We start from the raw sequence: 26,908 nt of genomic DNA, 5'->3' as shown, positions 1-26,908 counted from the left end.
GTCCCAAGCTCTTTTTTTTTTGTAAAGAAGATTGAAATAATTGGTTTTGAATATTGTAACAGTAGCACGTTTATGGTACATTGACACAAGCAAGGGATTACTTAAAATAATGATGGGAGCTGAATATTTGTGTCATCATGTAAACCGACAAATCAAAAATTAAATAAAGAAGAACATATTCGTAAACCAGATTGGTTAAAAATCAAACTAAATACGAATGACGAGTATCGTGGATTAAAAAAATTAATGCGAGAAAAGAACCTACATACAGTTTGTGAGGAAGCACGTTGTCCGAATATTCATGAGTGTTGGGGAGAGCGTCGTACAGCAACATTTATGATTTTAGGAGACGTATGTACACGCGCTTGTCGTTTCTGCGCTGTTAAAACAGGCTTACCAAATGAATTAGACTTAGCAGAACCAGAACGTGTAGCAGATTCGGTTGTACTAATGAATCTGAAGCATGTTGTTATTACAGTTGTAGCACGTGATGATTTAAAAGATGGCGGTGCTAGTGTATTAGCTGAAACAGTGCGTGCAATTCGTCGTAAAAGTCCTCAAACATCAGTTGAAGTATTACCATCAGATATGGGTGGAATCGAGGAGAATTTACGTATTTTAATGGATGCGCGTCCAGATATTTTAAATCATAATATTGAAACGGTACGTAGCTTAACAAAACGTGTACGTGCGCGTGCAACATATGACCGCTCGTTAGAATTCTTACGTCGTGCAAAAGAAATGCAGCCAGATATTCCTACAAAGTCTTCACTTATGATAGGATTAGGAGAGACAGAAGAAGAAATTTATGAAGTGATGGATGATTTACGTGCAAATAACGTAGACATTATGACAATTGGTCAATATTTACAACCTACGAAAAAGCATTTACCAGTTAAAAAATATTACTCACCAATTGAATTTGGTAAGTTACGTAAAGTAGCGATGAGTAAAGGATTTAGCCACTGTGAAGCGGGTCCATTAGTACGTAGTAGTTACCATGCGGACGAGCAAGTAAATGCAGCAACAAAACAACGTCAAATGTCAAATCAATAATCACTCCATAAGCGGAGGACGATGAATATGATTAGTGCAGGTGGGTACTCTTATACACTTGAGACAGATTATCGTGAGGCTTTTAAACAAGAAGATTTCACCAATCGTTATAGCGATATTTTAGCAAAGTATGATTATATCGTGGGCGATTGGGGATATGGTCAATTGCGTTTAAAAGGTTTCTATAATGATCAAAATGCTAAGGCAACATTTGATACAAAAATCGGTACACTTCAAGATTACTTATATGAGTACTGTAATTTTGGTGCAGCATATTTTGTCCTCAAAAGAGGCGAAAAGCAACCAGAAGTCGTACAAGAAGTAGAATCAGAAATTGTAGAAAATGAAATAGGCGAATAAAGAAAAAGTAGCTCCTTATTAAAAAGGGCTACTTTTTTATTAGTGAACTAATTCAAATAAATATTCACGTAGTTCCTGTGCCTCTTTTTCTGAACGATTGAATACATGTTCGAGATAGCCAGGCTCATCTAAATCATCCGAACCGATGATGGCGAAACGACTATATTGCATATCCATTACGATTAATTTTCCGTAAAAACGTGTACTTTGCATGATGGCTAAATCATAGCGCTGTTCCTCTCCCATAAAGCTTACAAAGCGCGTTGATGTGTCTTCTTGGTCATCATATAAGAAAAATCTGTCCATTTTATACCTTGCCCCCTCCAGTTCCTAAAGATATGTTACTATATAAGAGAAGATTCAACAAACTTAATTCCTTGAATGGAGGAGAAGTACAAATGTATTTCATCGATAGTAAAAAAATTACGAAAAATCTAGTTTATATGGACTCTTTACTCCAAACATTTGAAACAACAACAGATTGGAAACAAGATACAGTTCATGAATTAGCAGCAGCTCGTATTGCCAATGTGTTAATTGAAGCAGTTATTGATGTAGGGAATACATTAATTGATGGTTTTATTATGCGTGATCCGGGAAGTTATGATGATATTATCGATATCTTAGTGGATGAAAAAGTTGTAACACCTGATATGGAAGCACCTTTAAAAGCATTGATTAGTCACCGTCGTGTACTTGTGCGTGATATTTTAGAAGTAGATATCGATGCTCTATTAGTTACAATGAATGAAGTATTACCAAACTTAAAACAATTTAAGCCGTCTGTAGAAAAGTTTGTTGAAAGAGAGTCAGGTATTGTTGTTACTGCGTTCATCCCAGAAGGAGACTAACTATGAAAAACTATACATCGTATTGTTTTGATTTAGACGGTACTGTTTACCGAGGTTCTACAGTTATTCCGGAGGCACGTGAATTCATTCATTTCTTACGTGCGCAAGGTATTCGTCCTTTTTATGTAACGAATAATGCGAAGATGACACAACAGCAAATCTATGAAAAGCTATCGGGTATGGGTATTGAATTAGAGCGAGATCACATCATGACATCTGCCATTGCGACAGCGAAATATATTGCGAAGTACTATCCAAATGAAACCGCTTTTATTATTGGTGAAACGGGTTTGTATGAGGCGCTTGAACAAGAAGGGATTCCGATTGTAGAAGACCACGCACAACTCGTTGTACAAGGTCTTGATACGACGTTAAATTATGAGAAGATGGAACTTGCGGGGTATCAACTACAAAACGGTGCAAAGTTCATTGCAACGAATGGAGATTTGAAAATTCCGAAAGAGCGTGGTTTCGTTCCAGGGAACGGAAGCCTTGTTCGGTTATTAGCGGAAGTATCAAATGTAGAGCCAATTAGTATTGGTAAGCCTGAGCCGCACATGCTAGCAGCCTTGCAAGAGACATTCCAATTAGAAAAAAGTCGCATGATTATGATTGGAGACAATTATGAGACTGACATTTTAGCAGGAATTCATTTTGGAATTGATACATGCCATGTGAATACAGGCGTATCACCAACAGAACAAGTACGAATGCAAAAACTACAACCGACATACTATGTACAGACATTAGAAGAGTTGAAAAACTTTTTTAAATAGATGATGTATAAGAAAGAGCCTGGGACAGAACAAAATAATATGTCTCAAATGCGAATAATCAAATCAATTGAACGCGTAGAAAACGACTTCTACGGGAATAGCATGAGCTGAAAACCCCACAGGAATGTAGTGACGAGAAGTTTGAAGCCATGACCGAACGCATGTGATGTAGTGGGGCAAGATTTGCAACAGGACGTTACGTTCTTTTCTTGCCTACCTCTATTCGTTTTTCAAAGCGGAAAATGATATAAATAAATGATCCCGTATGATTTCTAAAATCATACGGGATCATTCTTGCTTGAAATATTTTTGTCTCAAGCTTTTTTACGTAAACTATAGTTTTTATTATTTAAAATAATGGATTTTCTTCAATGTGTTTGTAGATTTTTTTTGTCAGTTCTTCTGGAGTTTCGGCTTCGACCATCTCTCCGTCGACAAGCGCATATAAACTTTCAGAACAGCGCGTACAATAACTTAGGCAGCCATATTCGAGTACATCGATATTCGGATCATTCTCTAAAACTTCAAATGCATCTTGTGCACCATTTGCCAGGTTACTGACGCAAAATTCAACTAATGGATTCATGTTGCGTCACCTCTAAAGAGGATAGTACTATTTTTTGCGATTTTCGTCAATCAGTTGATTTTAATTGTGAAACTTCTCACAAACATATTGTGAAACTTCTCACAATCGTTTATACTCGTTAGGGATAAAGAAAATGTTACGATATTGTGAGCAGAAAAGGAGAGTTCTAATGAGAAATTTAGTCTTATTAGGTGGAGGTTACGGCAATATGCGTATTTTATTACGTCTATTACCAAATAACTTACCACAAGATGTTCAAATTACGTTAGTTGATCGCGCACCGTACCATAGTTTAAAAACGGAATTCTACGCACTTGCGGCAGGTACAACACCTGAAACACATATGCGTGTGACATTCCCAACTCATGAACGTTTATCAATTGTCTATGGTGAAGTCGTGAATATTGATCGCGATAAAAAAGCTGTGTTTTTAGAAGATGGTAAAGAAATTCCGTATGACGAATTAGTTATTGGGTTAGGTTGTGAAGACAACTTCCATAACGTACCTGGCGCTGAAGAATATTCATATAGCATTCAAACAATGGCAAAATCACGTAAAGCATACGATGCAATTTCAGCATTACCAGCAGGCGCTACAGTAGGGATTGTTGGAGCTGGACTATCGGGTATTGAATTAGCTTCAGAATTACGTGAAAGTCGTTCAGACTTAAAAATTAAACTATTTGACCGTGGTCCTCGTATTTTGAAAACTTTCCCTGAACGCTTATCAAAATACGTTAAAAAATGGTTCGATAAACATGATGTAGATGTTATTGCGAATTCTAATATTACCAAAGTCGGTAAAACAGCACTTTATAATCATGAAGATCAAATTGATATTGATTTAATCGTTTGGACTGCAGGGATTCAACCTGTGAAAGTCGTCCGTGATTTAGAGCTTGAAATGGACTGCGGACGTGTAGCTGTGAATCAATACCACCAAACACCAGTCGATACAAGTATCTATGTAGTGGGTGACTGTGCAGCTTCTCAATTTGGACCATCTGCACAACTTGCAGAGGAACAAGGTGAGCAAATTGTTACTGTACTGAAAAAAGTATGGGCAAATGAATCACTACCTGAAAAAATGCCAGACATTAAATTAAAAGGCTTCATGGGTGCGCTTGGTAAGAAACAAGGATTTGTTTACTTAGCAGATCGCACTGTAACAGGACGTATTGCACGTCTAATGAAATCTGGTTTACTATGGATGTACAAAAATCAAAATGGCTAAATTAGCCTTCTGATTGTACATAACAACATAAAAAGGATCAATCTCACAATACGGAGGTTGATCTTTTTTAATTTATTTAAAAGAGGTGGGTGATGTATCCCATAGACTCTTTATTCAATCTATTCTGGTACTTTGAAACCGTATTGCTCTAGATGTGTAAGGACTGGTTTAAGCTGAATGTAACCTTCTCCAACGACCTTATTATTAATTAATACAAGTGGATAGAAAAATTCGTCGTTTTGAACCTTCTCTGCCCATTCGGCATGGCGCTCATTCTCAATTGGTTGCTCAATATCGATGTAAGTGATATTGAAAGGTTGGTTTGGATATTTACGTCCAATCGCTGCTTTCAACCAATCATACGTATCGATGGATGACGGTGCATTCACGCAACTAGCACATTGGACGCTAGCTCCGTAGATTTCAATTTCTACATTTGTTTCTGACACTTTTAATCCCCTCACGATTTCTTTAATAGATTTTTAAGCCTATAAATATTATAATGATTTTAGAGAAAGGAGTCGATACAAATGACAGAACAAGTACAAGAAGTTTTAGATAAATTACGTCCGTTCCTTTTACGCGACGGCGGTGACTGTGAATTAGTAGACATCGAGGACGGAATTGTAAAATTACGTTTATTAGGTGCATGCGGTAGTTGCCCAAGTTCGACAATTACATTAAAAGCAGGTATTGAACGTGCATTATTAGAAGAAGTACCTGGTGTTATTGAGGTTGAACAAGTATTCTAATCAACGTATGCTTAAAAGAGCGTGTCGAACGTGACGCGCTCTTTTTTTATATGTATGGGTATTACCCAATATCTTTTTCTTTTTTCTCACGTATCTCTTGCCAAATCTCTTTTGTCATTTGAACGATGCGTGTTTCGTTTGAGGTGCGTTGTTTTTCGAGTACACGTGAGAAGTAACGTGTTGCCATATCAATATCCCCAAGTTTACGTGATAGTTCTCCAATTAAGTAGAGGATTTTTAATTCGCCCATACCAAGCCCTTGATAATCACCTTGTAAATAGCTTTCAACGTATTTATCGCGCGCACTTTCCAAGAAACGAATTTCCCAATCGGTTTTTCCTTGTTCACGGTAAAGCCAAGCCGTACGAAGAGCAAGTCCAGCAAGTAACACATTTTTTTCTTTTTTTATTTCACCGCAAATAATTGCGAGTTGATACGATTGAATGGCTTGGTTATGTGTACGTTCCCCATCAAAAGAATGCGGTTGCCAATGATCGCAAATACGTGATTGAAGCGCTTCACGCGTTCCCGGTGCAAAATAAGTAGAAAAGTCCTCTGTAAATGCCAAACCACAATGTTCACAAACGAATACATTATAGTACAGAGGATTCACACCTTCATAGATAGGATGAAAATCTGAGTCTGTTGTCACGACTTTCACTGTGCTTTTGCGAATCTTTGTAGTGTTAAATTTCTTTTGACAATGAATACATGTCATTTGTTTGTCGTAATAAGGAGTTATTTCCATATTAACAGTCCTCATCTCTCATATTATGTGTGCGACTATTATATCATGATTTGTCGAAAAATAGCGATAAAAATGAAAAGTTTTGTTGTTTTACTCTGATGTGAAAAATTGATATGATAAAGGAAAGAAAGAAGGTGAAGCAAGTGACAAATGTCGTTCAGATAACAGAAGCAGCAGTTTTCCATATTCACGAAATGATGAAGAATAATGGAGAAGAAGCAGCATTCTTACGCGTCTCTGTAAAAGGTGGCGGTTGTAGCGGCTTAACATACGGTATGGGCTTCGATCAAGAAAAACAAGAAACAGATGTTGAGTTCGAGGAAAATGGATTAAAAGTGATTGTTTCGAAAGAAGACGCAGCTATTTTACAAGGTACAAAAATCGATTATAAACAATCTCTAATGGGTGGCGGTTTCACAATCGACAATCCAAATGCTATCGCATCATGTGGTTGCGGTACATCATTCAGAACAGCAAAAGTTGCTGGAACACCTGAAAGTTGCTAATTTTTTAAGTGGACAGTAGTGTGACATGCAAACGTATTTATAACGACTATGTGCTAGTTAGTTTTCATCACATATTTGAATATTAATGATAAAAAGCACTTTCTTCTGTATTGAAAAATAATATGGAAGGGAGCGCTTTTTTTATGACCGATATTCATGAAATGAACAGCTAAATAAAGTTCATAAAATAGGTAATAGGATTAAGATTCTAATTCGCTTGAATAAATGGTAAAATTAGTTTGATATATAAAATAATTGAAGGTGGGGTTTGATATGGGGCTATTTGATGGACTAATGGGAAACGCATCCGAAGCGAGTATAACTAAATTACAGGAAGAACTAAAAGAGTTATTAATATCTGGAGAAACAATAGAGAACGCCTACAAAGTTATAAGAGATACATTTATCTTTACCAATAAGCGGCTTATTTTAATTGATAAGCAAGGTGTTACTGGAAAGAAAACAGAGTATCATTCGATTCCATATAAAAACATCGTTCATTTTTCTGTTGAAACTGCAGGCACATTTGATTTAGATGCAGAATTAAAGATATGGATTTCTGGAAGTGCCGTTCCAATACAGAAAAACTTTAATAAAGCGACTAATATTTATCAAGTTCAAAGCGTCCTGGCAGGGTACGTTTTATAGTAACAATATATAGACGGCCAACATTCTATTATGTAGGTCGTTCTTTTTTTTGCTGACATGCGACATACTAATAAGTCCGAGATTCGTAAAGTAAGATGGCTATAGTTCGTATTGCAAATGATAATTCATCGACAATCTCACGCATGTGTTTCAAGTTTATAATCAATCGTTGAAAAACTAATATATCAGACAAAATTAGCGGAATTATTAAATTTTTAGGGCAAAATAAAAAGTTCTGCGATTTACATTGTCTAATACTTAAGTAATAGGTACAATAGTCTTATGCTAACTAGAGAAATTAGACATGGAGGATTTTGCGTGAAAATTAAAGCGAAGTTAAGGCTTGTTATGTTGGTATTAACAACAGCAGTAATCATTACAGCTGGTATGTCGATTTATCAATTGAAGTCTACAAAGCAAGCCTATGAAATTATGCAAGAACACGAAGCCTTTCAGTTATTACTAAAATCAGTTCAATATCGTTTTACAGGTATTTCAAATGACGAGAGAGCTTATTTATTAACAGGTGAAGAAGCGTTAACTCAACAAATTGAACAGAAGAAAGAAGATATTGCGACTTATTTAAATGAGGCGAAAAAAATGCCGCATTTAGAAAAAGATAATTTACAAGGTTTACAGACAATTGAAGAAAATATGAATCAATACTTTGAGCAGTCTAAGGATATGATGAATTTTTATCAACGAGGAGATAAAAAACAAGCTTTGCTGGTACATACCGAAAAACAGCGCAGTATCCGTAAAGAATTAGTAGATCCAAGTGTTGAAAAAATGACTGAGACAGTGAATCAAGAGATTGCAGCGTATAAAGAAAACTTAGAGAGTACACAAAAGAGTCAATCCATCACATTCTATACATTAGTATTCATTTTACTTGTAATTGGACAAGTATTTGCTTATCTCATTGCCCGCTCAATTATACGGCCTATTAATAGTATGACAGACTCTTTAAAAGAGATTGCTGAAGGTGAAGGGGATTTAACAAAAGAGATTCCGGTCACAACAAAAGATGAATTAGGTGTGATGGGAAAAACATTTAATCAAATGTTGGAGCAGTTACGTTCTTTAATTCGTGAAGTTAGCTCGAGTGCTGAACAAGTAGCCGCATCTTCTGAACAATTAACAGCGAGTTCAGAAGAAACAACACACGCGACAGAAAAAATATCTACAACTGTCCAAGAAGTGGCATATGGTTCTGAAAAACAACTTCAAAGTTTACATGAGACAACTTCAACGGTGCAACAAGTAACTGCGATTGTAGATGACATGACTAAACATACAAATCAAGCAACTAAAACAGCTATAATTGCTTCTGAACAAGCGATAGAAGGCGCAAAAGCGATTAGTAATATGACGACTCAAATGGATGAAATCAATCAGACGGTAAGTAATTTATCAGAAGATGTAACACACTTAGGTGAACGTTCGAGTGAAATTCGTCAAATTGTGGATACCATTACGGCCATTGCAGAACAGACGAATCTACTTGCCCTCAATGCTGCAATTGAGGCAGCTCGAGCAGGAGAACATGGGCGGGGTTTTACGATTGTTTCAGAGGAAGTAAGAAAGTTAGCAGAACAATCGGCAGAATCTGCAAAGCAAATTTCAGATTTAATTGCGACTATCCAACAAGAGACCGCTCAAACAGTTCATTCGATGAATGCAACTACGAATAAAGTAACAGCTGGAATAGGGCTTGTAAAAGTAGCAGGTACATCATTTGAGTCGATTCAACAATCGATTGCAGAAACTGCTACAAAAATGCAAGAGGTAACAAAGTCATTCAATGTAATGAATATGAGTACGGAACAAATGGCACGACAAGCATCTATTCTAGAACAAATTACAGAACAAACAGATCAAGGGGCGCAAGAGATGGCTTCTGCTACAGAAGAACAATTAGCAGCAATGGAAGAAATTGCTGCATCTTCTACATCATTATCTGATATGGCAGAAAACCTCCAAACTTTGGTTAGAAAGTTTAAAGTATAAATAAAATCGAGAATTCGGAATGGACCGAGTTCTCGATTTTTTTAATGTATTAAACATGGTATGAGCGCTTTAAAATATTAAAGCAGTCCATAAACCATGAAGGTGTTTCATCTAATTGTTCTGTTTGATGGTATTCATCATAAAAAATAATACGACTCGGATTTTCTGCCTCTTTCGGCATGAAAATTTCACCGTAGTTTGAGGCTTGTAGTGGATTTTCTGCTAATTGAAAGTGATAATAATGACATTCCTCACTTGCTTGTAAAAGATGATGGCCGAGTTTGAAAAAAGTTAAATCGAGTTGTTTCATATAAAAACCTCCTTTTTCTTTTTACATAAAATATCTCCTTCATGATAAAAAACAAACGTCAGATTGCAAAAGTGAGAGAAAAAGGTATGAACCGAACGAATTTAAAGGAATGGTAGAGGAAAATGATTGTTCGAGAGAGGTGATACGAATGGATCCGAATGAACGTACACGAGTATGGCTTGGTGTAGCAGGACTTGTTGTGAATGAATCAGGTGAATGGCTAGTGGTTATGAAAAGATATGGTGGGTTAGATGGCAAATGGTCATTACCAGCAGGCTTTGTACAACCAGGTGAAACAGTTGATGAGGCTTGTCTGCGTGAACTAGAGGAAGAAACGAATGTAAAACCAGCATTACAAGGATTTTTAGGATTTCGTACAGGCGTATTAAAATATGATATTAGCGACAATTTAGCAGTTTTCTTATTAACAGCACATTCAGCGCAACAACAGATTATACCTCAATTAGATGAACTATATGAAGCTTGCTGGATGTCACCAGAAAAATTGAGAGAAGATCAGCGAACTTCTTTGATGATTTTGGAATTATTAGAGTTAGATTTAATGGCTAAACCATTACGATTAGGTGAACTTGAGAAAGATAATATTTTTGGCTATACTGCTTATAAATTATATTTTTAATGCTTATGTTTCGTATTTCGAATGAATGATTGGCTTTCTATATAAAAATATTGAATAATAAAAGAGAGAGAAAAAATGAATGGGGGAATGGTGCTGTATGCAATTTACACAACAGACATTAGAGAATGTAACAGCGGATTTACTTATTGTAGGAGTATCTGAGCATCAAACAAACTTAAGTGAATGGAATACATTTACAGAGGTGTTTGGTGAACAAACAAATATGTGGCTTAAATCAGATGATATTGCAGTTGGTTTAAAAAAGAGAACAAAACTACCGACAACACTTACACGTGTACCACGTATTTTATATGTTGGTCTAGGGAATCGTAAACATTTAACACCTGAAGAACTAAGACAAGCTTTTGGGTTAGTAGGGAAAGAAATTCAACAACTTCGTCTATCAAATTTTGCAATCTGGATAGATTCATTCGTAACGGATGATATCGCGACAGAAGATGTTGCATCAATTGCGATGGAAGGTATTGTGATGGGGCATTATAAAATGGACCATTATCGCACCTCTGAAAATATCCCTGCAATTTATTTAGAAGACGTGAAGTTTATTTCGCATGCAGAAGATGTCATCATACGCGCAGCGTTAGAAGTGGGTGAAATCTATGGTCAAGCTGTAAATGAAGCGAGGCGTCTAGTGAATTTACCAGGTAATATTCTCACTGCACCGCTATTAGCAGATTATGCAAAAGGTATTGCGGCTACATATGATTTTGAAATAGAAATATTAACAAAAACTGAATTAGAAGAATTAGGAATGGGTGCAATTTTAGCAGTTAATAAAGGATCACAAGAGGAACCGCGTCTCATTACGATGAAATATCAACCACGAGAAGAATGGACGAATGTAACAGCCTTTGTAGGTAAAGGGGTAACATTTGATACGGGTGGTTACTCATTAAAAACGAAGACGGGTATTGTTGGTATGAAGGGGGACATGGGAGGAGCAGCAGCAGTTCTCGGTGCGATGCGTATTATCGGTGAATTACGACCAAACCATAATGTTATGGCAATTATTGGCGCAACAGATAATATGATTTCTGGGAGTGCATTCAAACCAGATGATGTCATTACAACTTATAGTGGCAAAACGGTTGAAATTTTAAATACAGATGCGGAAGGTCGTCTTGTTTTAGCAGATGCAGTAGCTTATGCGAAACAACAGGGAGCTTCTTCAATCATTGATTTAGCTACATTAACAGGCGGTGTGATTACAGCGCTTGGTTATGATAAAACAGGTGCATTAACAAATGATGAAGCATTTTATCAAGAATTTTTAGCAGCAACTGAAGAAACCAATGAGTTTACATGGTTGATGCCACTGACAAAGAATGATTTACAGCGCGTACGTAAGTCAGATATAGCGGATTTAAATAACTCACCAGGTGGCGATGGTCATATGATTTTTGGTGGTGGATTTATCCGTGAGTTTGTTGGAGATACACCGTGGATTCATTTAGACATTGCAGGTACATCAGACGCGAATGCAGCGCATGACTTAGGACCAAAAGGCGGTACAGGTGTCATGGTACGTTCGCTTGCAACTTATATTATGCGTCAAACTGAACAAGAAATTGACATATAATAAATATCGATAGTAAAAGAGACCAAAACGAACTCTCGAGTCGTTTTGGTCTCTTTATTATTTTTTAGTCATTTGTTCTTCTTCCGCTTTTTTACGGAGATACTCTGCTTTTAAATCATCTTTTACTGTACCTTTCCAAGGTTTAACACCTGAAAAGTAAGCAGCGCGTGCCATTAAATGCCCACCTACAGGACCTGTAACGAATAAGAATAAGATCCCTAGTAGAATTCTCGGATTGTAAACGCCCTCTACAGACCAGAAATGAATGAAAGTACCAATCAAGATGAACATAACACCTAGTGTGGCACTCTTAGAAGCCGCGTGAGCGCGTGTATAAGCGTCTGGGAAACGAAGTAGACCAATTGCTGTAACAACGATAAAAAACGTTCCTAGCGCCAGTGAAATAACAATTAAGGTATTAATTAGAATTGTCACGTTCGATAATATCTCCCTTCTCTAAGAATTTAGAAAAGGCTGTCGTGCCAATGAAAGAAAGAATCGCTAATAGTAATGCTATTTCCACATAAAAACTTGTTTTCATATAGATAGAAAATAGACCGACTAAAGCGATAATACAAACACCAATTGCATCAAGCGCAATAATACGATCAGGTGCAGTAGGCCCTTTCACTAAGCGGTAAATAATAGGAATCATCGTAAGTGAGATCAGAACGATGAGAATAAGTATGAAGTAATCCATCATGAGCGACTCACCTCCAAGATAGCTTTTTCAAATGATTGTTTAATTGACTCGATTGTGTCATCGACATCATCAATATCAATCGCATGAATATAAAGTGTTTTTGAATCGTCTGACACATGTACAACAATCGTACCAGGCGTTAATGTAATCAAGCTTGACAATAATGTAATTTCCCACTCTTTTTCTAAAATAGTCGGATAAGCGAAGAAAGCAGGCTCCATGTCCATTTTAGGTGCGAGTGCAATTTTCATAACTGCAATATTGGCTAACCACAATTCTTTTAGAAATAAGAATGCAAGGCGAATTGCAGACCAAAGTCGGTCGATGTAAAAACGAGAAGGGAACATATTACGCATAATGAAGAGCATAATAATCCCGAGTAAATAACCAATTACAAAACCTTGGGGTGTGAAGTTAATGGATAAAAACATCCAAATGAATGCAAGGAAAAAATTCAATAGTACTTGAATTGCCATGCGTCAATCACTCCTTTAATACCGCATCTGTATAAACAGATGGATGTAATAGTACGTCTGCGGCGTCTTGCATATACGGTGTAATCCATTCCGCGCCTATGCCGTATGCTACCGTTAATAAAACAAGTAGCATGCTTGGAATCAAGAGTTGTTTATAATGCGTTCTCGATTCTTTTGGAACGAGTGTTTTTGCTTCACCCCAGAAGCCGTAAATAAAGATTCGAATAACGGATAGTAGCACGATTAAGCTAGATAGTAAAATCCAAAGACTAGACCATAGATTTCCAGCTGCAAGTCCGCCTTCTACAATCAACATTTTACCGATGAAGCCACTTAATGGTGGAATACCAGCAAGACCGAATGCAGCGATTAAATAAGTCCAAGCGAGCGTTGGATAGGTGCGCATAATACCACCCATCTTTTTCAAATTAGCTGTGCCAGTCACGACAATCATAATACCAACTAAGAAGAATAATGAGGCTTTGATGAACATATCATGAACGATATAGAACATCGCACCCATCAAGCCATCTTCATTCATTTGTGCGACACCATATAAGATGACCCCAACTGCAATGACAATATTATAAATAATAATATTTTTTACATTGAATGTCGAAAGCGCTCCAATACATCCCGCTAAAATCGTTAAACAACTTAATACGAGTAAGAGTGTATGTGTAAAACCTGTATCATGTACGAAGAATAACGTATATGTACGTGTAATCGCGTATACACCAACTTTTGTTAAGAGGGCTCCGAATAGTGCAAGAACAGGAATCGGTGGTGCAGCATAAGCACTCGGTAACCAGAAGAATAGAGGGAAGATGGCTGCTTTTAATCCGAAAACGATTAAGAACAGTACGCCAATTGTTGTAATAATTCCTGGTTGATTCAGTTCGGCAATTTTCACTGAAATATCCGCCATATTCAATGTACCAACTACAGAGTATAAGAAGGCAACTGTAATAACGAATAGTGCTGAAGAAATAACATTTACGAGAATATACTTAATGGATTCACGTAGCTGTCCTTTCTCCCCGCCTAATACACTCAGTAAATAAGAAGCCATAAGTAATACTTCAAAGAATACGAATAAGTTGAAAATATCCCCTGTTAAAAATGCTCCGTTAACCCCTGTTAGCATTAAAAGTACACCAGGGTAGTAGAAGAATTTTTCACGCTCAATCCCGATTGATTTGAAACTATACCAAACTGTAAATAGTGCAACGATGACACTGGTCGTAACAAGTAGCATCGCGACCATATCAGCAACCATCGTAATACCGAATGGTTCTGGCCAGTTACCGAATGTAACAACTTGGATACCTTCTGTGTGAATCGTTTGAATTAAGTAAACTGCACAAGCTGTCGTTAAAATCAAACTGACAAGTGTTACGACACGTTGATAATATACTTTTTTCGGAGCGAACATTAAAAGAATGGCTGTGAAAAAAGGAAGAATGATTGGTGTTAATAAAAAGTTAGTCATCATCTGCTAAAATCCTCCTAATTTCATCTAAGTTATCTGTTCCAAGTTCTTGATATGCACGATATGCAAGTACTAAGAAGAAGGCTGTGACACCGAAGCTAATCACAATCGCTGTTAAGATTAAGGCTTGTGGTAGAGGATCCGCCATATTTGTAACACCATCTGCTAAAACAGGAGGTGCTTCACCGCCTAGACCGCCCATTGTTAAGATGAGTAAATGCGCACCATGACTTAATAAGCCTGTACCGATAATAATACGTAAAATACTTTTAGAAAGAATTAAATAGACAGCGGCCATGAATAAGAATCCAATAGCAAAGGACATGACAACTTCCATTATTCATCCCCTCCAATCGATTGAATAATAATCATTGTGACACCGACAACGACCAGGTAAACACCGAGGTCAAATAACATCGCTGTATGTAGTTCTGTGTCGCCAAATAATGGTAGTGTGAAATGATCGAAATAATGTTTAAAGAACGCATCGCCTAAAAACGCAGACGTAGCAGCTGTACCTAATGACAGGAGTAAACCAATCGCTGTCATGGTTGTGTAGTTAATTGGTAATAACTGTTGTACCGTTTTTAAATCATACGTTAATAGAAGTAACACAAGTGCACTTGCTGTAAGAAGTCCACCAACAAATCCACCTCCAGGAGAGAAGTGTCCTGCAAAGAAGATGTGAATAGAGAAAAGGAAAATCATGAAAAATACAACTTGTGTGGTTGTTTTTAAAATGACGTTATTTAGTTTCATGTGTTTTCTTCTCCTTCTTTGGACGACGTAATTTAATCATGCCTAGAATCGCCATACCAGCGATTGCAAGAACTGTAATCTCAAATAATGTATCGAATCCACGATAGTCAACGAGAATTACATTGACGATATTACCGCCACCTGCTTTTGTATAAACAGTATCTTTGTAATATTGGCTGATAGATGGAAGTAATTTTTGTGACTGTGCAGATAGTGCAACAAGTGTCACCATAACGCCAACTCCAAGCGCAATTAAAAAGTTATTAATTTTGAATGGCATACGTTCTTCGTGACGGGACATTTTTGGTAAATGATAAAAAGCTAATAGGAATAGTGCAACAGACACTGTTTCAATTACTAATTGTGTTAACGCTAAGTCCGGTGCATTGAAAATAATAAAGAATAATGCAACCGAATAACCGACAGCGCCAAGTGCGATGATAGCAGTTAAACGAGTACGTGCAATTAATACAGTCAATGTACCAATAATCATGACAATTAAGGTTGCAATTTCAAAAATACCAACCTCTGCTGTATTCGCTGTACTATAGTTAAATCCATTACTCATAAACAATGTCGAAATAACAGCGACAACCATGAAAGCAAACATATACATTAAGTAGTGGCGCATCGAACCTGTCATATAAAGATTCGATAATTTCTGACTATCTACGTCCGCAAAACGCATTAAACGGTTATAAAGACCATTCAACGACCATTTTTCTGATACGAAACGATAAATGGGTTGCCATTTTTTAAGTGTTATAAAGAGTAAGAACCCGATGACAACAATACCAATTGTCATTTGTAGTTCAGTTGTCCAACCATGCCAAGCTTGTACATGAATTGGAATATCATCAATTGTTTCATAAAGCTGTGGTTGCATGGCAAGAACAGCTGGTTTAATGAAGTATTTACCGATAACATTTGGAATGAAGAAGATTGCTACAACAAGTGAAGCTAAAATAATCGGCGAAATTAACATACCAATCGGTGCTTCATGTGGCTTCTTCGGTAATTTGCTTGTATTTCCTTTGCCCATAAATGTGTAATACAAGAAGTATAGACAGTAAACAAATGTAAAAATACTTGCAACAAATGCGACCCATGGAAGAATAGGACCCCATGTTGAAAAATTGAATAGTGAAAATTCTTTTAATGAAAGCATAGAAGTTAAAAATAATTCTTTACTTAAAAATCCATTGAATGGTGGTAAACCAGCCATTGCTAAACTACCGATTGCAGCAATTGTAAAACTAATTGGCATTAAGCTCATTAAGCCACCAAGTTTTCGAATATCACGTGTACCTGTTTCATGATCAACAATTCCGGCAACCATGAATAAACTACCTTTGAATGTGGCGTGATTCACAAGATGGAAAATAGCCGCATAGGCAGCAAATGCAAAAATTGTCTTTTGTGGAGATTCTACATGGAATGCAATCCCCGCTGCACCAAGCATCGCCATAATCATTCCTAGCTGACTGACAGTCGAGAATGCGAGAATTCCTTTTAAGTCTGTTTGCTTTACAGAGAAGAATGAACCCCAGAATAATGTAATCAAACCACTTAAAACAACGAGCCAAATCCAATATTCACTCACTGCAAATAATGGTGTTAGACGTGCAACTAAGTAAATCCCTGCTTTTACCATTGTGGCAGAGTGAAGGTATGCACTAACTGGTGTTGGTGCTTCCATCGCATCTGGTAACCAAATATAGAATGGGAACTGAGCAGATTTTGTAAATGCACCTAATAGAATGAGTACAATCATCCAAATGAAGTAGGGCGAATCAGCAATCACTGAACCATTTGCAATCAATTCACGAATGGAATAGCTACCACCTGCCTGTGCAAGAAGTAAAAATCCACCGAGCATCATCAGACCACCAAAAACAGTAATCATCATCGATTTAAGCGCACCAAAACGAGATCGATCGCGATTGTACCAATAACCGATCAGTAGGAAAGATGAAATCGATGTTAATTCCCAAAATAGATATAAACTAATTAAATGATCGGATTGAACCACGCCAAGCATGGCTGTCATGAACATTAGTAAATAGAAATAAAAATTATGTAGCTGTTCTTTTTTTCGATCCAAATAAAAAATCGAGTATAAAACAACTAATGAACCGATGATGGTAATTAATAAAGAGAACAGTAAACTAAGACCGTCTAAATAAGATGTTACGGATAAGTCGAGTGACTTTACCCAGTAGAAGGTAGATGTATAAGGACCTTCTGTAATGTTTGGAATAAAGCGCGCATAGTATATTGCGAGCGTAAGTGGAACCAATAAAACAAACCAACCCGTATGTATACGTGAGAACGTTTTATAAAGTAGTGGCACGAACAGTGCAAATAAAACGGGTAGGAAAATGAGTAGAACTTGATTCACTATAATCCCCCTTTCAAATAATAATCAATGGATTAAACAACAGTATAGCTCATAAATGAGCGCTTTGCATGGTTCGGCAAATGGATTCCCGCTTGATTGTGAATCTATTTTTCCGATATTATAAATATGAAGAAACAGACAAAAAATTACGCGAAAATCGAGGTAAAATTTTTTTATGAAGAATCCATATATCTATGGCTATCTACCGTTAATTACCATCATTCTCTTTAGTTTAACATTCGGATTGTATTCCGTAACAGAAAGTTTAGTCCTATTTAAAAAAATTGGTGTATATGCGGGGGTACGGGAGTTTCTATCTGAAGTTCAACTGCGTATGTTCCTATTAATCGTTATTGCAGCAGTTTATTTCATGATTTTTTCAGCTCTTAAATTAATCGGCGAGACCATTCACGAGATGGGCATGCTATTCTTTTCGAAAGATATGGATGGTAAAAGTTTGATTGTGATTCGTGGTGGAAATGTAATTTTCTTCTTCGGTGCACTGGTTTCGGCAGCAGGTATTTCAAATATTTATATACTTGGTGGCATATTTATTACAACTGTCTTTATTTATTTTGTTTATATTATTTATAAAATCAGTGTACATGTATCATTCGGTGCATCCATTGGTGTTATGCTTTTTGAAATTGTTGTATGGGCGATTATTTTAACGCTCGTTGTGTATGCAGGATTAAAATTATACAATGGGATTATTTCGAGTTTGCCATTCAAATCGTAAAATACAAAACAGACTGGGACGAAACATTTCACTTCCCTTTTTAGCGTTCGCAACGAAAAACTGGAACCGCGCCACAGCGCGATTCCAGTTTTTCTTATGCTCATGTGGGATGTATTTTTTGCAATTATGTCCCAGCCTGTTTATATTTTATTGCACCATTACATTGAATAATTTATGGTGGATTTTTTCTTTTTCAAGATCTTTCATTTGAACAGGTTTGTCATATCCAAGCCATACAACACTTGTATAACGACCTGTCAAACCAGCCATCCAATAATCTCGGTAGTCATTTGTTGTACCTGTTTTGACTCCCAAATAACTACTGCTCGCTTGAACACCTACACCTGTACCAGAATCAGCTGTTGCTTTCATCATTTGACGAATAGATGTGACAGTTGATGGAGCCCAAACTTGTTCTTTTTTATCTGGCCATTCATATAAAAGTTTACCACTTCTTGTTTTAACAGCACGAATCGCATGTGTACGAGAATAGTTCCCATTGATAAAAGAAGTGTAGGCATCTGCTAATTGAACAGAGGACATACCATCGGTGAATCCACCAAGCGCAGCTGTATAATACAAGTCTTTTTTCGTTGCACGATCAAATGTGAAAGGTTGCATGTAATTGAACGCTTTTTTTATGCCGACACGATCGAAGATACGAAGAGCTACTGTATTATACGAATTTTTGAATGCATTTTCTAATGAAACAATACCAACCTTTTCGTTACCATAATTTTGTGGACAATAGTCGTTTACACAATATTGGGAAGCATCAATCGTTGAATCAGGTGTTACACGATAGTTTTCAAAATAAGGGCCGTAATCTAAAATCGGTTTAATTGCAGAACCTGGCTGACGTTTTGCTTGATAAGCACGGTTAAAGTCATATTTTTCATAACCTTTTCCAGCGTATACTGCCACAATCTCGCGACGCTCATTATCAATAACGGTTCCAGCTGCTTGCAATTTGCCACGACCACTTAAGATTGTATTGGCACCTTTTGTTACTTGAAGTTGTTTCTCACGATCTAAACTCGTTTCGATAATCAAACCATTGTGTAAAACTTCATTTACACGTTCTGTTAATGCTTTATTAACTGCTGCAAAAGCAGCGCCTGTCTTCGCTTGTTCAAATTGTTTATGATAGCCATCTACCTCTGAAATTAAACTTCTGAGTTCATACATAACGTATGTACTATATTCAGGATATTTTTGTGTTTTCTTTTTGATTGAAATTGAAATGGTTTCCTTTTTGAACTTCGCTGCCTCTTCTTCTGTTAAGATTTCTTTCTCAACCATCTTATCTAGTAATCGTTCTTGACGCTTTTTCGTATTTTCAAAGTTTCGAAGAGGATCATATAGACTTGGGTTATTCGGAATCGCTGCAATAAAAGCCATTTCAGCTTTTGAAAGTTCTGGTAAGGGCTTGTTAAAATAATAGGTTGAAGCAGCACCCACACCATAAACACCATTTGCAAAATACATTTCATTCAAATAATCATTTAAAATCTCATCTTTAGATTCTTTTTTCTCTAACTCATAAGCATAAAATAATTCGAGCATTTTTCGTTCATACGTTTTTTCTTGCGATAGATAGCGCATACGAACGAGTTGTTGTGTGATGGTACTACCACCTTGTGAAGTCTCACCATTTGAACGATTTGCCATGACTGCACGCATGATTGCTGTTAAATCAAATCCAATATGGTCATAAAAACCAGCATCTTCCGATAAAACGAATAGTTGCTGCGTGAATGATGGAATATCACCTAATTTTAATGGGTCACGCCATTCAGAGTATTCTTCTGAAAAGAGAACATTATCTTGGTCTTTTAATAGTGTAGGATTAATCGGTTGTTGATCCTTAATTTCAATGGCGGAGGAGAATTGCTTACTAAAATTTTTTGCTGAAATGAGTTCTATACCAATCTTATTAAATAAAAAGATGAGCAGAGGCAAGCTACAAATAATCAGCATAATGCCGAGTGCCTTTCTCACAGTCAATCCTCCTCATATGTTTTCAATGTAAATTATACCGTCATAGCATAGCATAAAAAGTAAGTTTATGACTTACCTTTTATTATATCGTCCAAATCTTGTAAAGGTTTCTTGTCTACGACGTATAAAATAATCCATGCGATGAAAAATAGTGCTGCAGTCACATAGAAAACAGCAGAGATAGAAAAGATGCCACTTACAAAGCCACCGATTAGTGGACCGATAATGTTACCGAAGAAACGGAAGCTCGTATTGTACCCCATTACTTCTCCTTGAACAGTAACAGGTGCCTCACGACGAATGAGTGCTGTTGTAATCGGAATTAAGCCACCAAGCACCGTTCCGTAAACTAAACGTAAAAGAATTAATTGCCATAGAGCCGTAACCCAAGCTTGTGGAATCATGAAGATGACAGCGAGACCTAGTAAGATGAACAGTACTTTTTCATAACCAATATGATCACCTAAACGCCCCCAAAAACGTGCAAATAGAATATTCCCAAGACCAGCTGCACTGAATGTTAAACCAGCTAAGAAAGTTACTTGTGTGACATCATGTGTTAAATCGGCCACATACAATGAAAGAAGTGGTTGAATGGAGAAGTTCCCGATTTGAATGAGTGATGTAATAAGCATGACATTGATTAATAAGCGGTGTTTAAAAATACCACCAAGAACTTGTCTACGTGAATAGATTTGACGTGCTTTTTTACTTACAGTTGCGCGTACTTCTTTTACACCGAAGAAGATGATGATACCAGCGAGTAATACAGAAGTAGATGTGATGAAGAAAGTGTACTGGAAGCCGAAAGCATCTGCTAATAGCCCACCTACAATAGGACCGAATAGGGAACCAGATACACTTCCCATTTGAAGTGTTCCAAGTGTCTTACCTGCTTCTTTTTTCTCCGTTTGTGTACTAATGAAAGCGATTGAAGTGGGGATAAAACCGGTTACGACACCCATTGCTAAGCGAAGAAAGAAGAATTGCCAAACATTCTCTACATACCCCATCAGAAGAATACTAATGGCTAGACCGATAGCGTTGATGATAAGAATCGGCTTATAGCCATACTTATCTGCGATTCGTCCCCAGATAGGTGACATGATAAAAGCAGATATAAAAGTAGCTCCGAAGATTAAGCCCGACCATTTTTGAACATAGCCTTCTGAAAAATGACCGAGTGTTTCGATGTATAAAGAGAGGAAGGGCATAATCATCGTCATCGTTCCAGCGACTAAGAGATTGGAAATCCAAATGATGATAAAATTGCGTTTTTGAAGACTCATAAAATCACGTTCTTTCTATATATTAATGAAAATGTAGTTAAACACTGAATTAAAATGGTTTTTATGATAGAATATGACGGTACAATTCAGAAGGTATTTTCGTGTGTATCGCTTAAAATTCCCTTTTGAGAAAATGCATAAACTTATCGTATAAAAGGAGAGACAATTATGTTTCCACAATTAAACCAAGAAGTACAAGAAAATGAAATCCTAGTTGAAATGGATACAACAATGGGGCCAATTCAAATCAAATTATTCCCAGAGTTAGCACCGAAAACAGTAGAAAACTTTGTAACACATGCAAAAAATGGCTACTACGACGGTATTATTTTCCACCGTATTATTAAAGATTTCATGATTCAAGGTGGAGACCCAACTGGTACAGGTATGGGCGGCGAATCAATTTATGGTTCAACATTCGAAGATGAATTTAACCCTGAGTTAATGAACTTACGCGGTGCATTATCAATGGCGAATGCGGGTCCAGGAACAAACGGTTCACAATTCTTCATCGTACAAGCGAAAAATGTTCCTTCAAACATGTTAAAACAAATGCAAGATTACGATTATCCAGAAGAAGTAATCAAAGCATACGCTGAAAACGGCGGTACACCATGGTTAGACGGTAAACATACAGTATTCGGTCACGTTGTGAGCGGTATGGATGTTGTAGATGGAATGGCTGACGTAGAAAAAGATGGTCGTGACAAACCAGTAGAAGATATCTCAATTAAGAGCATCAAAGTAATTGAAAAATAATGCATAATAAAACTCCGATATGCCGTAGCATGTCGGAGTTTTTTCGACCCACGAGATGCTTACGATAATGCTTGAATAAAGCGTTTTACAGCTTCTTTCAAAGTTTCGCGTGTACAAGCGATGTTCATTCGAAGGAAACCATCGAATGGTGCACCATATTTTGTACCGGGATCAAGTGCGACCCCTGCATCTAATAGTTTTTGCATCATTTCTTTTTCGGTCATACCTGTTTGGCGCATATCTAACCACAATAGATACGTTGCATCAGGATGTTTTATGTTGATTTTTGGAAGCTCTTGTGTGATGATATCAATCACATAATGTACATTCTCATTCAGATAATCGATTAAAGCATGTAACCATGCTTCAGATTCTTCTGAGAAAGCAGCTTGTACAGCTGTTAAGGCAAATGTGTTAAGACCCATTTGACTATGACTTTCCATTGTTTTTCGAATCATTTGACGTTTTTTTGCATTTGTTACAATCATCATAGCAGCTTGAATACCAGCGATATTGAATGTTTTTGTTGGTGCAACACATGTGATGACATTATCAGCATGTGAAGAAGCTTTTGCGAATGGAATATGTTGTGTTCCGTTTAAAATTAAGTCACTATGAATTTCATCAGAAAGTACAATGACACCGTATTTAGCACAAATATCATCAATCTTTTTCAGAACATCTTCAGACCATACTGTTCCAGACGGATTGTGTGGATGACAGAAGATGAATAGTTTAACATCATCTTTTTTAGCTTGTTCTTCAAATGTTTCAAAATCAAATGTATAGACACCATTTTCTTCATGTAGTGGTGCATAGGCTACTTGGCGATTTAGTTTTTTAGGTACATTAAAGAATGGAGGGTAGATGGGTGCATTCACAAGCACAGTATCTCCTTCATTAGTAAAAGCTTCAACTACTGTTGAAATAGCAGGCACAACGCCTTGATGATAAAGTACAGATTCTGTGGGTACATGCCAGTCGTGACGACGCGCTAGCCATGAAGTTACAGAAGAAGCACATGCCTCGTCTTCAAATGTGTAGCCGAATAACGGGAAGTCCATACGTGCTTTTAAAGCGTTCGTAATCGTTTCAGGTGCAGCAAAGTCCATATCTGCCACCCACATTGGAATAATTTTTGAAGCATCTGGAATGGAATAAATCTTCTCCATTAAATCCCACTTAAGTGAGCTTGTATTTCTACGTGAATAAGTTTCGTCAAAATTAAACATTCATATCCCTTCTTTCTGTCAGCATTTGCTCTTTTGTGCACTTTTGTTCGTAATTATGTTATCATGTCCTTTATCAAAATAAAATATGTAGGTGAACAACATGGATGTAAAGGAAATGAATAGAAAAGTGATGCACATGGTTGAACAGTGGAATCCTTTAAACCTAGAACGTGAATCCTATCAGGTAGAAGCAGAGCAAGTATTAACTGCGTTACAACAAGTAGACGATCCATCTGATTTAGGTAAAAATATTCAAGAAATCTACCAACATTCTTTCCAACAATGGATTCCAATCGAAAAGTGTGTGGAGATTTCCTATAAATTACTTGCCATTAAATTTGAAATGAAAAGTATTTTATAAAATTTCGTATTACGAATTAATAGTAGCATAGTCAAAATATGAAATACAGTATTGTGTAGTGCGAAATGAATACATAGAAAAAGGAGTTACACCGTTTAATTGGTTGTACCTCCCTTTTTGTATCTATTCATCATGTAGACCATCCACCAAGTTCGCAACGGGGATTTCAAGTGCATTTGATAACATGAGTAATGTCGGTTCAGTCGGAATTTCTTCGCCTGTTTCATAACGTAATAATTTTTCAGTACCAATCCTCGTTTTTAACGATAATTCTTCGAGTGAAAGTCCTCTCTCTGCTCGACTTACTCGTAATTGGGTTGCAATCTCTTGTTGCATCATATTCAACACATCCTTTTTAAAATAAAAGTATTAATAATAATAAATTCACGTTTTAAAAAGTTTTTAAACATTATATTTTATGAAAAAGTGACAGTTTGATTACAAGATTTAACTAAATAAAAAGAATAGGTTGAAAAATACGTGTAAAACACCATCTCACATGAGCATAAAAAAACTGGAATCACGCCACAGCGCAGTTCCAGTTTTTCGTTGTGAGTTCTAAAAATGGGATTGAAAAGTTTTGTTCCATTCTATTCTATTGTGTATTATCCTTTAATCCCTTGATATAACACGATAATGATGGCGATTGGTGCAACATAACGTACAAGAATACGCCAAATAGTAAACACCCATGGTTTCACAGGTAGTTCTTCTAATTGTTCTGCGCGTTTTAATTGATATCCAGCGAATAGTGCCATTAATAAGGCGCCAATTGGCATGCCAATTGAGTTTGTGAAGAAGTCAGCAAAATCAAAGATTGAGCGTCCTAGAATTTGTACATCCGCCAGCTTTCCGAATGATAAGGCACTTGGAATCCCAATGATAAAAATCCCAATTCCACATAACCAAGCGTACTTTTTGCGTTTTTCGAATTTACTTCCCATTGCTGTTGCAACTACAATTTCAAGCATTGCAATAGCTGAAGTGATTGTAGCAAATAGTAGTAAGATGAAGAAAATGATTAAAAAGATGGAACCGAGTGGAATGTGTTGGAACACAGCTGGAATAATAATAAATACAAGACCAGGACCTTGGTTTGGTGAGAAGCCGAGTGCAAAGACAGCAGGGAAAATAACAAGACCTGCAAGAATTGAAATCCCGATGTTCATCCAAGCAACGTTCATAGCAGATGAACCAAGACGCACATCTTTTTTTAAATAAGAAGCATAGGTAAGCATTGCTGCTACACCAACACTTAGTGAAAAGAAAGCTTGACCAAGTGCAAGTAACAATGTTTTTCCTGTTAAATAGCTCCAATCAGGAACAAACATGAATTTAATTCCATCCATTGCACCGTCTAATGTCATCGAACGAATTGCTAAAATGATGAAGAAGACGAATAGTAAAGGCATCATCCATTTACTTGCTTTTTCAACACCATTTTGAATCCCACTTGAGATGATTAAGATGACGATGAATAAGAACGCACCTTGTGCTAATACAACTTCCCATGCATTCAATGTTAAATTTCCAAATAATTCTGCGAAGAAATTTTCATCATTGTTTGAGAGTTTGAAGCCAATTGCACGAATAAGATAGCTTAAAATCCATCCGCCTACCACACTGTAGAATGATAAGATAATGCCTGATAAGATAAAGCCAAGCCAACCCGTTAAAAACCACGGCGTACGGGGGGCCTGTTTTTTAAATGATGTCACAGCGTCACTTTGTCCGCGACGACCAATCATAAATTCTGCGACGAGTATAGGTAAACCGATTACTAAAGTACATAATATAAATAAAATAATAAATACACTACCACCGTTAGTACCAGCCATATATGGGAACTTCCAAATAGCCCCTAATCCAATCGCACTGCCCGCAGCAGCTAAGATAAAGCCAATTTTAGAAGCAAATTGATCCCTTTTTGACACGATGTATATCCTCCTTGTTAAATACGATTGTTTCATTTTACAACAATATTCTGAAAAAATACATGACTATAATTGTAAAAATAGAAAATTCATATCTTCAAAAGTGGTGTGAATTGGTAGATTCTTTGCCCGACATACAGTGCTGTGCTATACTGCTAAATGAATATATAACAGCATTTAAAATTGAATAGTTAGAAAGTGGGATGACGAGATGTCAAACAAATATAAAGTAGGAGACGTGGTGACAGGGAGAGTGACAGGGATTCAATCATACGGTGCTTTTGTTTCGTTAGATGAGCAAACGCAAGGATTGGTGCATATATCTGAAATTACGTATGGTTTTGTCAAAAACATTACGGATTTCATCTCTGTCGGTGATTTAGTAAAGGTGAAGATTTTAGAAGTAGAAGATGCGAATAAGAAAATTAGTTTATCCATTCGTGCGCTACAAGAAAAACCACCGAAAAAGAAAGAATTACCACCGCGTAAGTCGTTACAAGATCGTGTAAATGAACGAGACGCTGTCGGATTTAATTCTTTAAAAGAAAAGCTCGACCAGTGGATTAAAGAATCTGGAATTGAATAACATCTCTACAACCACTTTACTCTAAAATTTTATTCGAGTTAGAATAAAGTAGTATTGTTTTTAAACAAAATTAAAAAGAAGAGTTTGAGACATAAACAT

The 26,908-nt window shown here is 36.7% G+C and carries 32 protein-coding genes; 15 read left to right on the top strand and 17 right to left on the bottom strand.

Going from position 1 to position 26,908, the window contains the following annotated elements; genetic code table 11:
* Window positions 1-129 precede the first annotated feature (129 nt).
* Complete coding sequence (gene lipA / locus KGI01_RS10305; RefSeq protein WP_141274615.1) at window positions 130-1,056, top strand: lipoyl synthase; 927 nt, start codon at window positions 130-132, stop codon at window positions 1,054-1,056.
* Window positions 1,057-1,083: 27 nt separating this feature from the next.
* On the top strand, window positions 1,084-1,416 hold the full coding sequence (locus KGI01_RS10300) for a YutD family protein (protein WP_141274614.1): 333 nt from the start codon (window positions 1,084-1,086) through the stop codon (window positions 1,414-1,416).
* Window positions 1,417-1,455: 39 nt separating this feature from the next.
* Here KGI01_RS10300 and KGI01_RS10295 read toward each other — a convergent pair whose 3' ends face one another.
* A complete protein-coding gene (locus tag KGI01_RS10295) occupies window positions 1,456-1,722 on the bottom strand; it encodes a DUF3055 domain-containing protein (RefSeq protein ID WP_141274613.1) in 267 nt (88 codons plus the stop codon).
* Between the two features lie 92 nt (window positions 1,723-1,814).
* On the opposite strand from KGI01_RS10295, the gene KGI01_RS10290 reads away from it, so the two are divergent.
* Both KGI01_RS10290 and KGI01_RS10285 read left to right on the top strand, forming a co-directional pair.
* Entirely contained in the window at window positions 1,815-2,267 is a 453-nt protein-coding gene (locus KGI01_RS10290) for a DUF86 domain-containing protein (protein ID WP_141274612.1), read from the top strand.
* Window positions 2,268-2,269: 2 nt separating this feature from the next.
* Window positions 2,270-3,043 (top strand): TIGR01457 family HAD-type hydrolase, encoded by a 774-nt coding sequence (locus tag KGI01_RS10285; protein WP_141274611.1) that lies wholly within the window; start codon window positions 2,270-2,272, stop codon window positions 3,041-3,043.
* 349 nt (window positions 3,044-3,392) lie between these two features.
* On the opposite strand, the gene KGI01_RS10280 is transcribed toward KGI01_RS10285, so the two are convergent.
* A complete protein-coding gene (locus tag KGI01_RS10280) occupies window positions 3,393-3,629 on the bottom strand; it encodes a YuzB family protein (RefSeq protein WP_068451502.1) in 237 nt (78 codons plus the stop codon).
* Between the two features lie 169 nt (window positions 3,630-3,798).
* Between KGI01_RS10280 and KGI01_RS10275 the strand changes: the two genes are divergently transcribed.
* Complete coding sequence (locus KGI01_RS10275; protein ID WP_141274610.1) at window positions 3,799-4,863, top strand: NAD(P)/FAD-dependent oxidoreductase; 1,065 nt, start codon at window positions 3,799-3,801, stop codon at window positions 4,861-4,863.
* 119 nt (window positions 4,864-4,982) lie between these two features.
* Here KGI01_RS10275 and KGI01_RS10270 read toward each other — a convergent pair whose 3' ends face one another.
* Window positions 4,983-5,312, bottom strand: coding sequence for a YuzD family protein (locus KGI01_RS10270; RefSeq protein ID WP_141274609.1), 330 nt, complete (start codon window positions 5,310-5,312; stop codon window positions 4,983-4,985).
* A gap of 81 nt (window positions 5,313-5,393) precedes the next feature.
* Here KGI01_RS10270 and KGI01_RS10265 point away from each other — a divergent pair, with 81 nt between their 5' ends.
* Window positions 5,394-5,615: a NifU family protein gene (locus KGI01_RS10265; protein ID WP_068451510.1), complete on the top strand. Its 222-nt coding sequence runs from the start codon at window positions 5,394-5,396 to the stop codon at window positions 5,613-5,615.
* A 61-nt stretch (window positions 5,616-5,676) separates the two neighbouring features.
* Here KGI01_RS10265 and KGI01_RS10260 read toward each other — a convergent pair whose 3' ends face one another.
* Complete coding sequence (locus KGI01_RS10260) at window positions 5,677-6,363, bottom strand: DUF2225 domain-containing protein (protein WP_068451513.1); 687 nt, start codon at window positions 6,361-6,363, stop codon at window positions 5,677-5,679.
* Between the two features lie 143 nt (window positions 6,364-6,506).
* Between KGI01_RS10260 and KGI01_RS10255 the strand changes: the two genes are divergently transcribed.
* The 3 genes from KGI01_RS10255 to KGI01_RS10245 all read left to right on the top strand — a co-directional run bounded on the left by KGI01_RS10255 (window position 6,507) and on the right by KGI01_RS10245 (window position 9,527).
* Window positions 6,507-6,869 (top strand): HesB/IscA family protein, encoded by a 363-nt coding sequence (locus KGI01_RS10255; protein WP_141274608.1) that lies wholly within the window; start codon window positions 6,507-6,509, stop codon window positions 6,867-6,869.
* A 273-nt stretch (window positions 6,870-7,142) separates the two neighbouring features.
* The gene (locus tag KGI01_RS10250) at window positions 7,143-7,517 is read left to right on the top strand and encodes a PH domain-containing protein (protein WP_141274607.1); all 375 of its coding nucleotides are present in this window, start codon (window positions 7,143-7,145) and stop codon (window positions 7,515-7,517) included.
* Between the two features lie 318 nt (window positions 7,518-7,835).
* On the top strand, window positions 7,836-9,527 hold the full coding sequence (locus tag KGI01_RS10245; protein WP_170214774.1) for a methyl-accepting chemotaxis protein: 1,692 nt from the start codon (window positions 7,836-7,838) through the stop codon (window positions 9,525-9,527).
* Between the two features lie 49 nt (window positions 9,528-9,576).
* Here the strand turns inward: KGI01_RS10245 and KGI01_RS10240 are convergent, their stop codons facing one another.
* Entirely contained in the window at window positions 9,577-9,837 is a 261-nt protein-coding gene (locus tag KGI01_RS10240; protein ID WP_141274605.1) for a hypothetical protein, read from the bottom strand.
* A 148-nt stretch (window positions 9,838-9,985) separates the two neighbouring features.
* Here KGI01_RS10240 and KGI01_RS10235 point away from each other — a divergent pair, with 148 nt between their 5' ends.
* Complete coding sequence (locus KGI01_RS10235; RefSeq protein WP_141274604.1) at window positions 9,986-10,477, top strand: NUDIX domain-containing protein; 492 nt, start codon at window positions 9,986-9,988, stop codon at window positions 10,475-10,477.
* 97 nt (window positions 10,478-10,574) lie between these two features.
* On the top strand, window positions 10,575-12,077 hold the full coding sequence (locus KGI01_RS10230; protein WP_141274603.1) for a leucyl aminopeptidase: 1,503 nt from the start codon (window positions 10,575-10,577) through the stop codon (window positions 12,075-12,077).
* Window positions 12,078-12,134: 57 nt separating this feature from the next.
* On the opposite strand, the gene mnhG is transcribed toward KGI01_RS10230, so the two are convergent.
* From mnhG to KGI01_RS10195, 7 genes are read right to left on the bottom strand one after another with little or no spacing between them, the layout of a single operon-like run.
* Complete coding sequence (mnhG, locus tag KGI01_RS10225; RefSeq protein WP_141274602.1) at window positions 12,135-12,512, bottom strand: monovalent cation/H(+) antiporter subunit G; 378 nt, start codon at window positions 12,510-12,512, stop codon at window positions 12,135-12,137.
* Window positions 12,496-12,777, bottom strand: a complete 282-nt coding sequence (locus tag KGI01_RS10220; protein WP_141274617.1) for a Na(+)/H(+) antiporter subunit F1 — start codon at window positions 12,775-12,777, stop codon at window positions 12,496-12,498. The genes mnhG and KGI01_RS10220 overlap by 17 nt, the downstream gene beginning before the upstream one ends.
* A complete protein-coding gene (locus tag KGI01_RS10215) occupies window positions 12,777-13,256 on the bottom strand; it encodes a Na+/H+ antiporter subunit E (protein WP_141274601.1) in 480 nt (159 codons plus the stop codon). The genes KGI01_RS10220 and KGI01_RS10215 overlap by 1 nt, the downstream gene beginning before the upstream one ends.
* 7 nt (window positions 13,257-13,263) lie before the next feature.
* Window positions 13,264-14,748: a Na+/H+ antiporter subunit D gene (locus KGI01_RS10210; RefSeq protein ID WP_141274616.1), complete on the bottom strand. Its 1,485-nt coding sequence runs from the start codon at window positions 14,746-14,748 to the stop codon at window positions 13,264-13,266.
* Complete coding sequence (locus KGI01_RS10205; RefSeq protein ID WP_068451539.1) at window positions 14,741-15,085, bottom strand: Na(+)/H(+) antiporter subunit C; 345 nt, start codon at window positions 15,083-15,085, stop codon at window positions 14,741-14,743. The genes KGI01_RS10210 and KGI01_RS10205 overlap by 8 nt, the downstream gene beginning before the upstream one ends.
* Entirely contained in the window at window positions 15,085-15,507 is a 423-nt protein-coding gene (locus tag KGI01_RS10200; RefSeq protein ID WP_068451542.1) for a Na(+)/H(+) antiporter subunit B, read from the bottom strand. Before KGI01_RS10200 ends, KGI01_RS10205 begins: the two co-directional genes overlap by 1 nt.
* Window positions 15,494-17,908, bottom strand: a complete 2,415-nt coding sequence (locus KGI01_RS10195; protein ID WP_141274600.1) for a Na+/H+ antiporter subunit A — start codon at window positions 17,906-17,908, stop codon at window positions 15,494-15,496. The genes KGI01_RS10200 and KGI01_RS10195 overlap by 14 nt, the downstream gene beginning before the upstream one ends.
* Window positions 17,909-18,083: 175 nt before the next feature.
* Here KGI01_RS10195 and KGI01_RS10190 point away from each other — a divergent pair, with 175 nt between their 5' ends.
* A complete protein-coding gene (locus tag KGI01_RS10190; protein ID WP_141274599.1) occupies window positions 18,084-18,647 on the top strand; it encodes a DUF5366 family protein in 564 nt (187 codons plus the stop codon).
* A gap of 147 nt (window positions 18,648-18,794) precedes the next feature.
* Here the strand turns inward: KGI01_RS10190 and KGI01_RS10185 are convergent, their stop codons facing one another.
* Complete coding sequence (locus KGI01_RS10185) at window positions 18,795-20,648, bottom strand: transglycosylase domain-containing protein (RefSeq protein WP_141274598.1); 1,854 nt, start codon at window positions 20,646-20,648, stop codon at window positions 18,795-18,797.
* Window positions 20,649-20,713: 65 nt separating this feature from the next.
* The gene (locus tag KGI01_RS10180; protein ID WP_141274597.1) at window positions 20,714-21,937 is read right to left on the bottom strand and encodes an MFS transporter; all 1,224 of its coding nucleotides are present in this window, start codon (window positions 21,935-21,937) and stop codon (window positions 20,714-20,716) included.
* 168 nt (window positions 21,938-22,105) lie between these two features.
* Here KGI01_RS10180 and KGI01_RS10175 point away from each other — a divergent pair, with 168 nt between their 5' ends.
* Entirely contained in the window at window positions 22,106-22,696 is a 591-nt protein-coding gene (locus tag KGI01_RS10175; RefSeq protein ID WP_068451557.1) for a peptidylprolyl isomerase, read from the top strand.
* Between the two features lie 59 nt (window positions 22,697-22,755).
* On the opposite strand, the gene KGI01_RS10170 is transcribed toward KGI01_RS10175, so the two are convergent.
* Window positions 22,756-23,928, bottom strand: coding sequence for a MalY/PatB family protein (locus KGI01_RS10170; protein WP_141274596.1), 1,173 nt, complete (start codon window positions 23,926-23,928; stop codon window positions 22,756-22,758).
* 115 nt (window positions 23,929-24,043) lie between these two features.
* Between KGI01_RS10170 and KGI01_RS10165 the strand changes: the two genes are divergently transcribed.
* Entirely contained in the window at window positions 24,044-24,289 is a 246-nt protein-coding gene (locus tag KGI01_RS10165; protein WP_255314773.1) for a DUF1871 family protein, read from the top strand.
* 123 nt (window positions 24,290-24,412) lie between these two features.
* Here KGI01_RS10165 and KGI01_RS10160 read toward each other — a convergent pair whose 3' ends face one another.
* Together KGI01_RS10160 and KGI01_RS10155 are read right to left on the bottom strand one after the other, a co-directional pair.
* Entirely contained in the window at window positions 24,413-24,628 is a 216-nt protein-coding gene (locus KGI01_RS10160) for a helix-turn-helix domain-containing protein (RefSeq protein WP_307723182.1), read from the bottom strand.
* A 266-nt stretch (window positions 24,629-24,894) separates the two neighbouring features.
* Window positions 24,895-26,223 (bottom strand): sodium-dependent transporter, encoded by a 1,329-nt coding sequence (locus KGI01_RS10155; RefSeq protein WP_141274594.1) that lies wholly within the window; start codon window positions 26,221-26,223, stop codon window positions 24,895-24,897.
* A 211-nt stretch (window positions 26,224-26,434) separates the two neighbouring features.
* Between KGI01_RS10155 and yugI the strand changes: the two genes are divergently transcribed.
* Window positions 26,435-26,809, top strand: coding sequence for a S1 domain-containing post-transcriptional regulator GSP13 (gene yugI, locus KGI01_RS10150; protein ID WP_141274593.1), 375 nt, complete (start codon window positions 26,435-26,437; stop codon window positions 26,807-26,809).
* Window positions 26,810-26,908 lie beyond the last annotated feature (99 nt).

Source organism: Kurthia gibsonii, from assembly GCF_006539985.1.
Classification (GTDB): Bacteria; Bacillota; Bacilli; order Bacillales_A; family Planococcaceae; genus Kurthia; species Kurthia gibsonii.
Note: the sequence above shows the minus strand (reverse complement) of the source record. Positions and strands in the feature narration are given on the sequence as shown.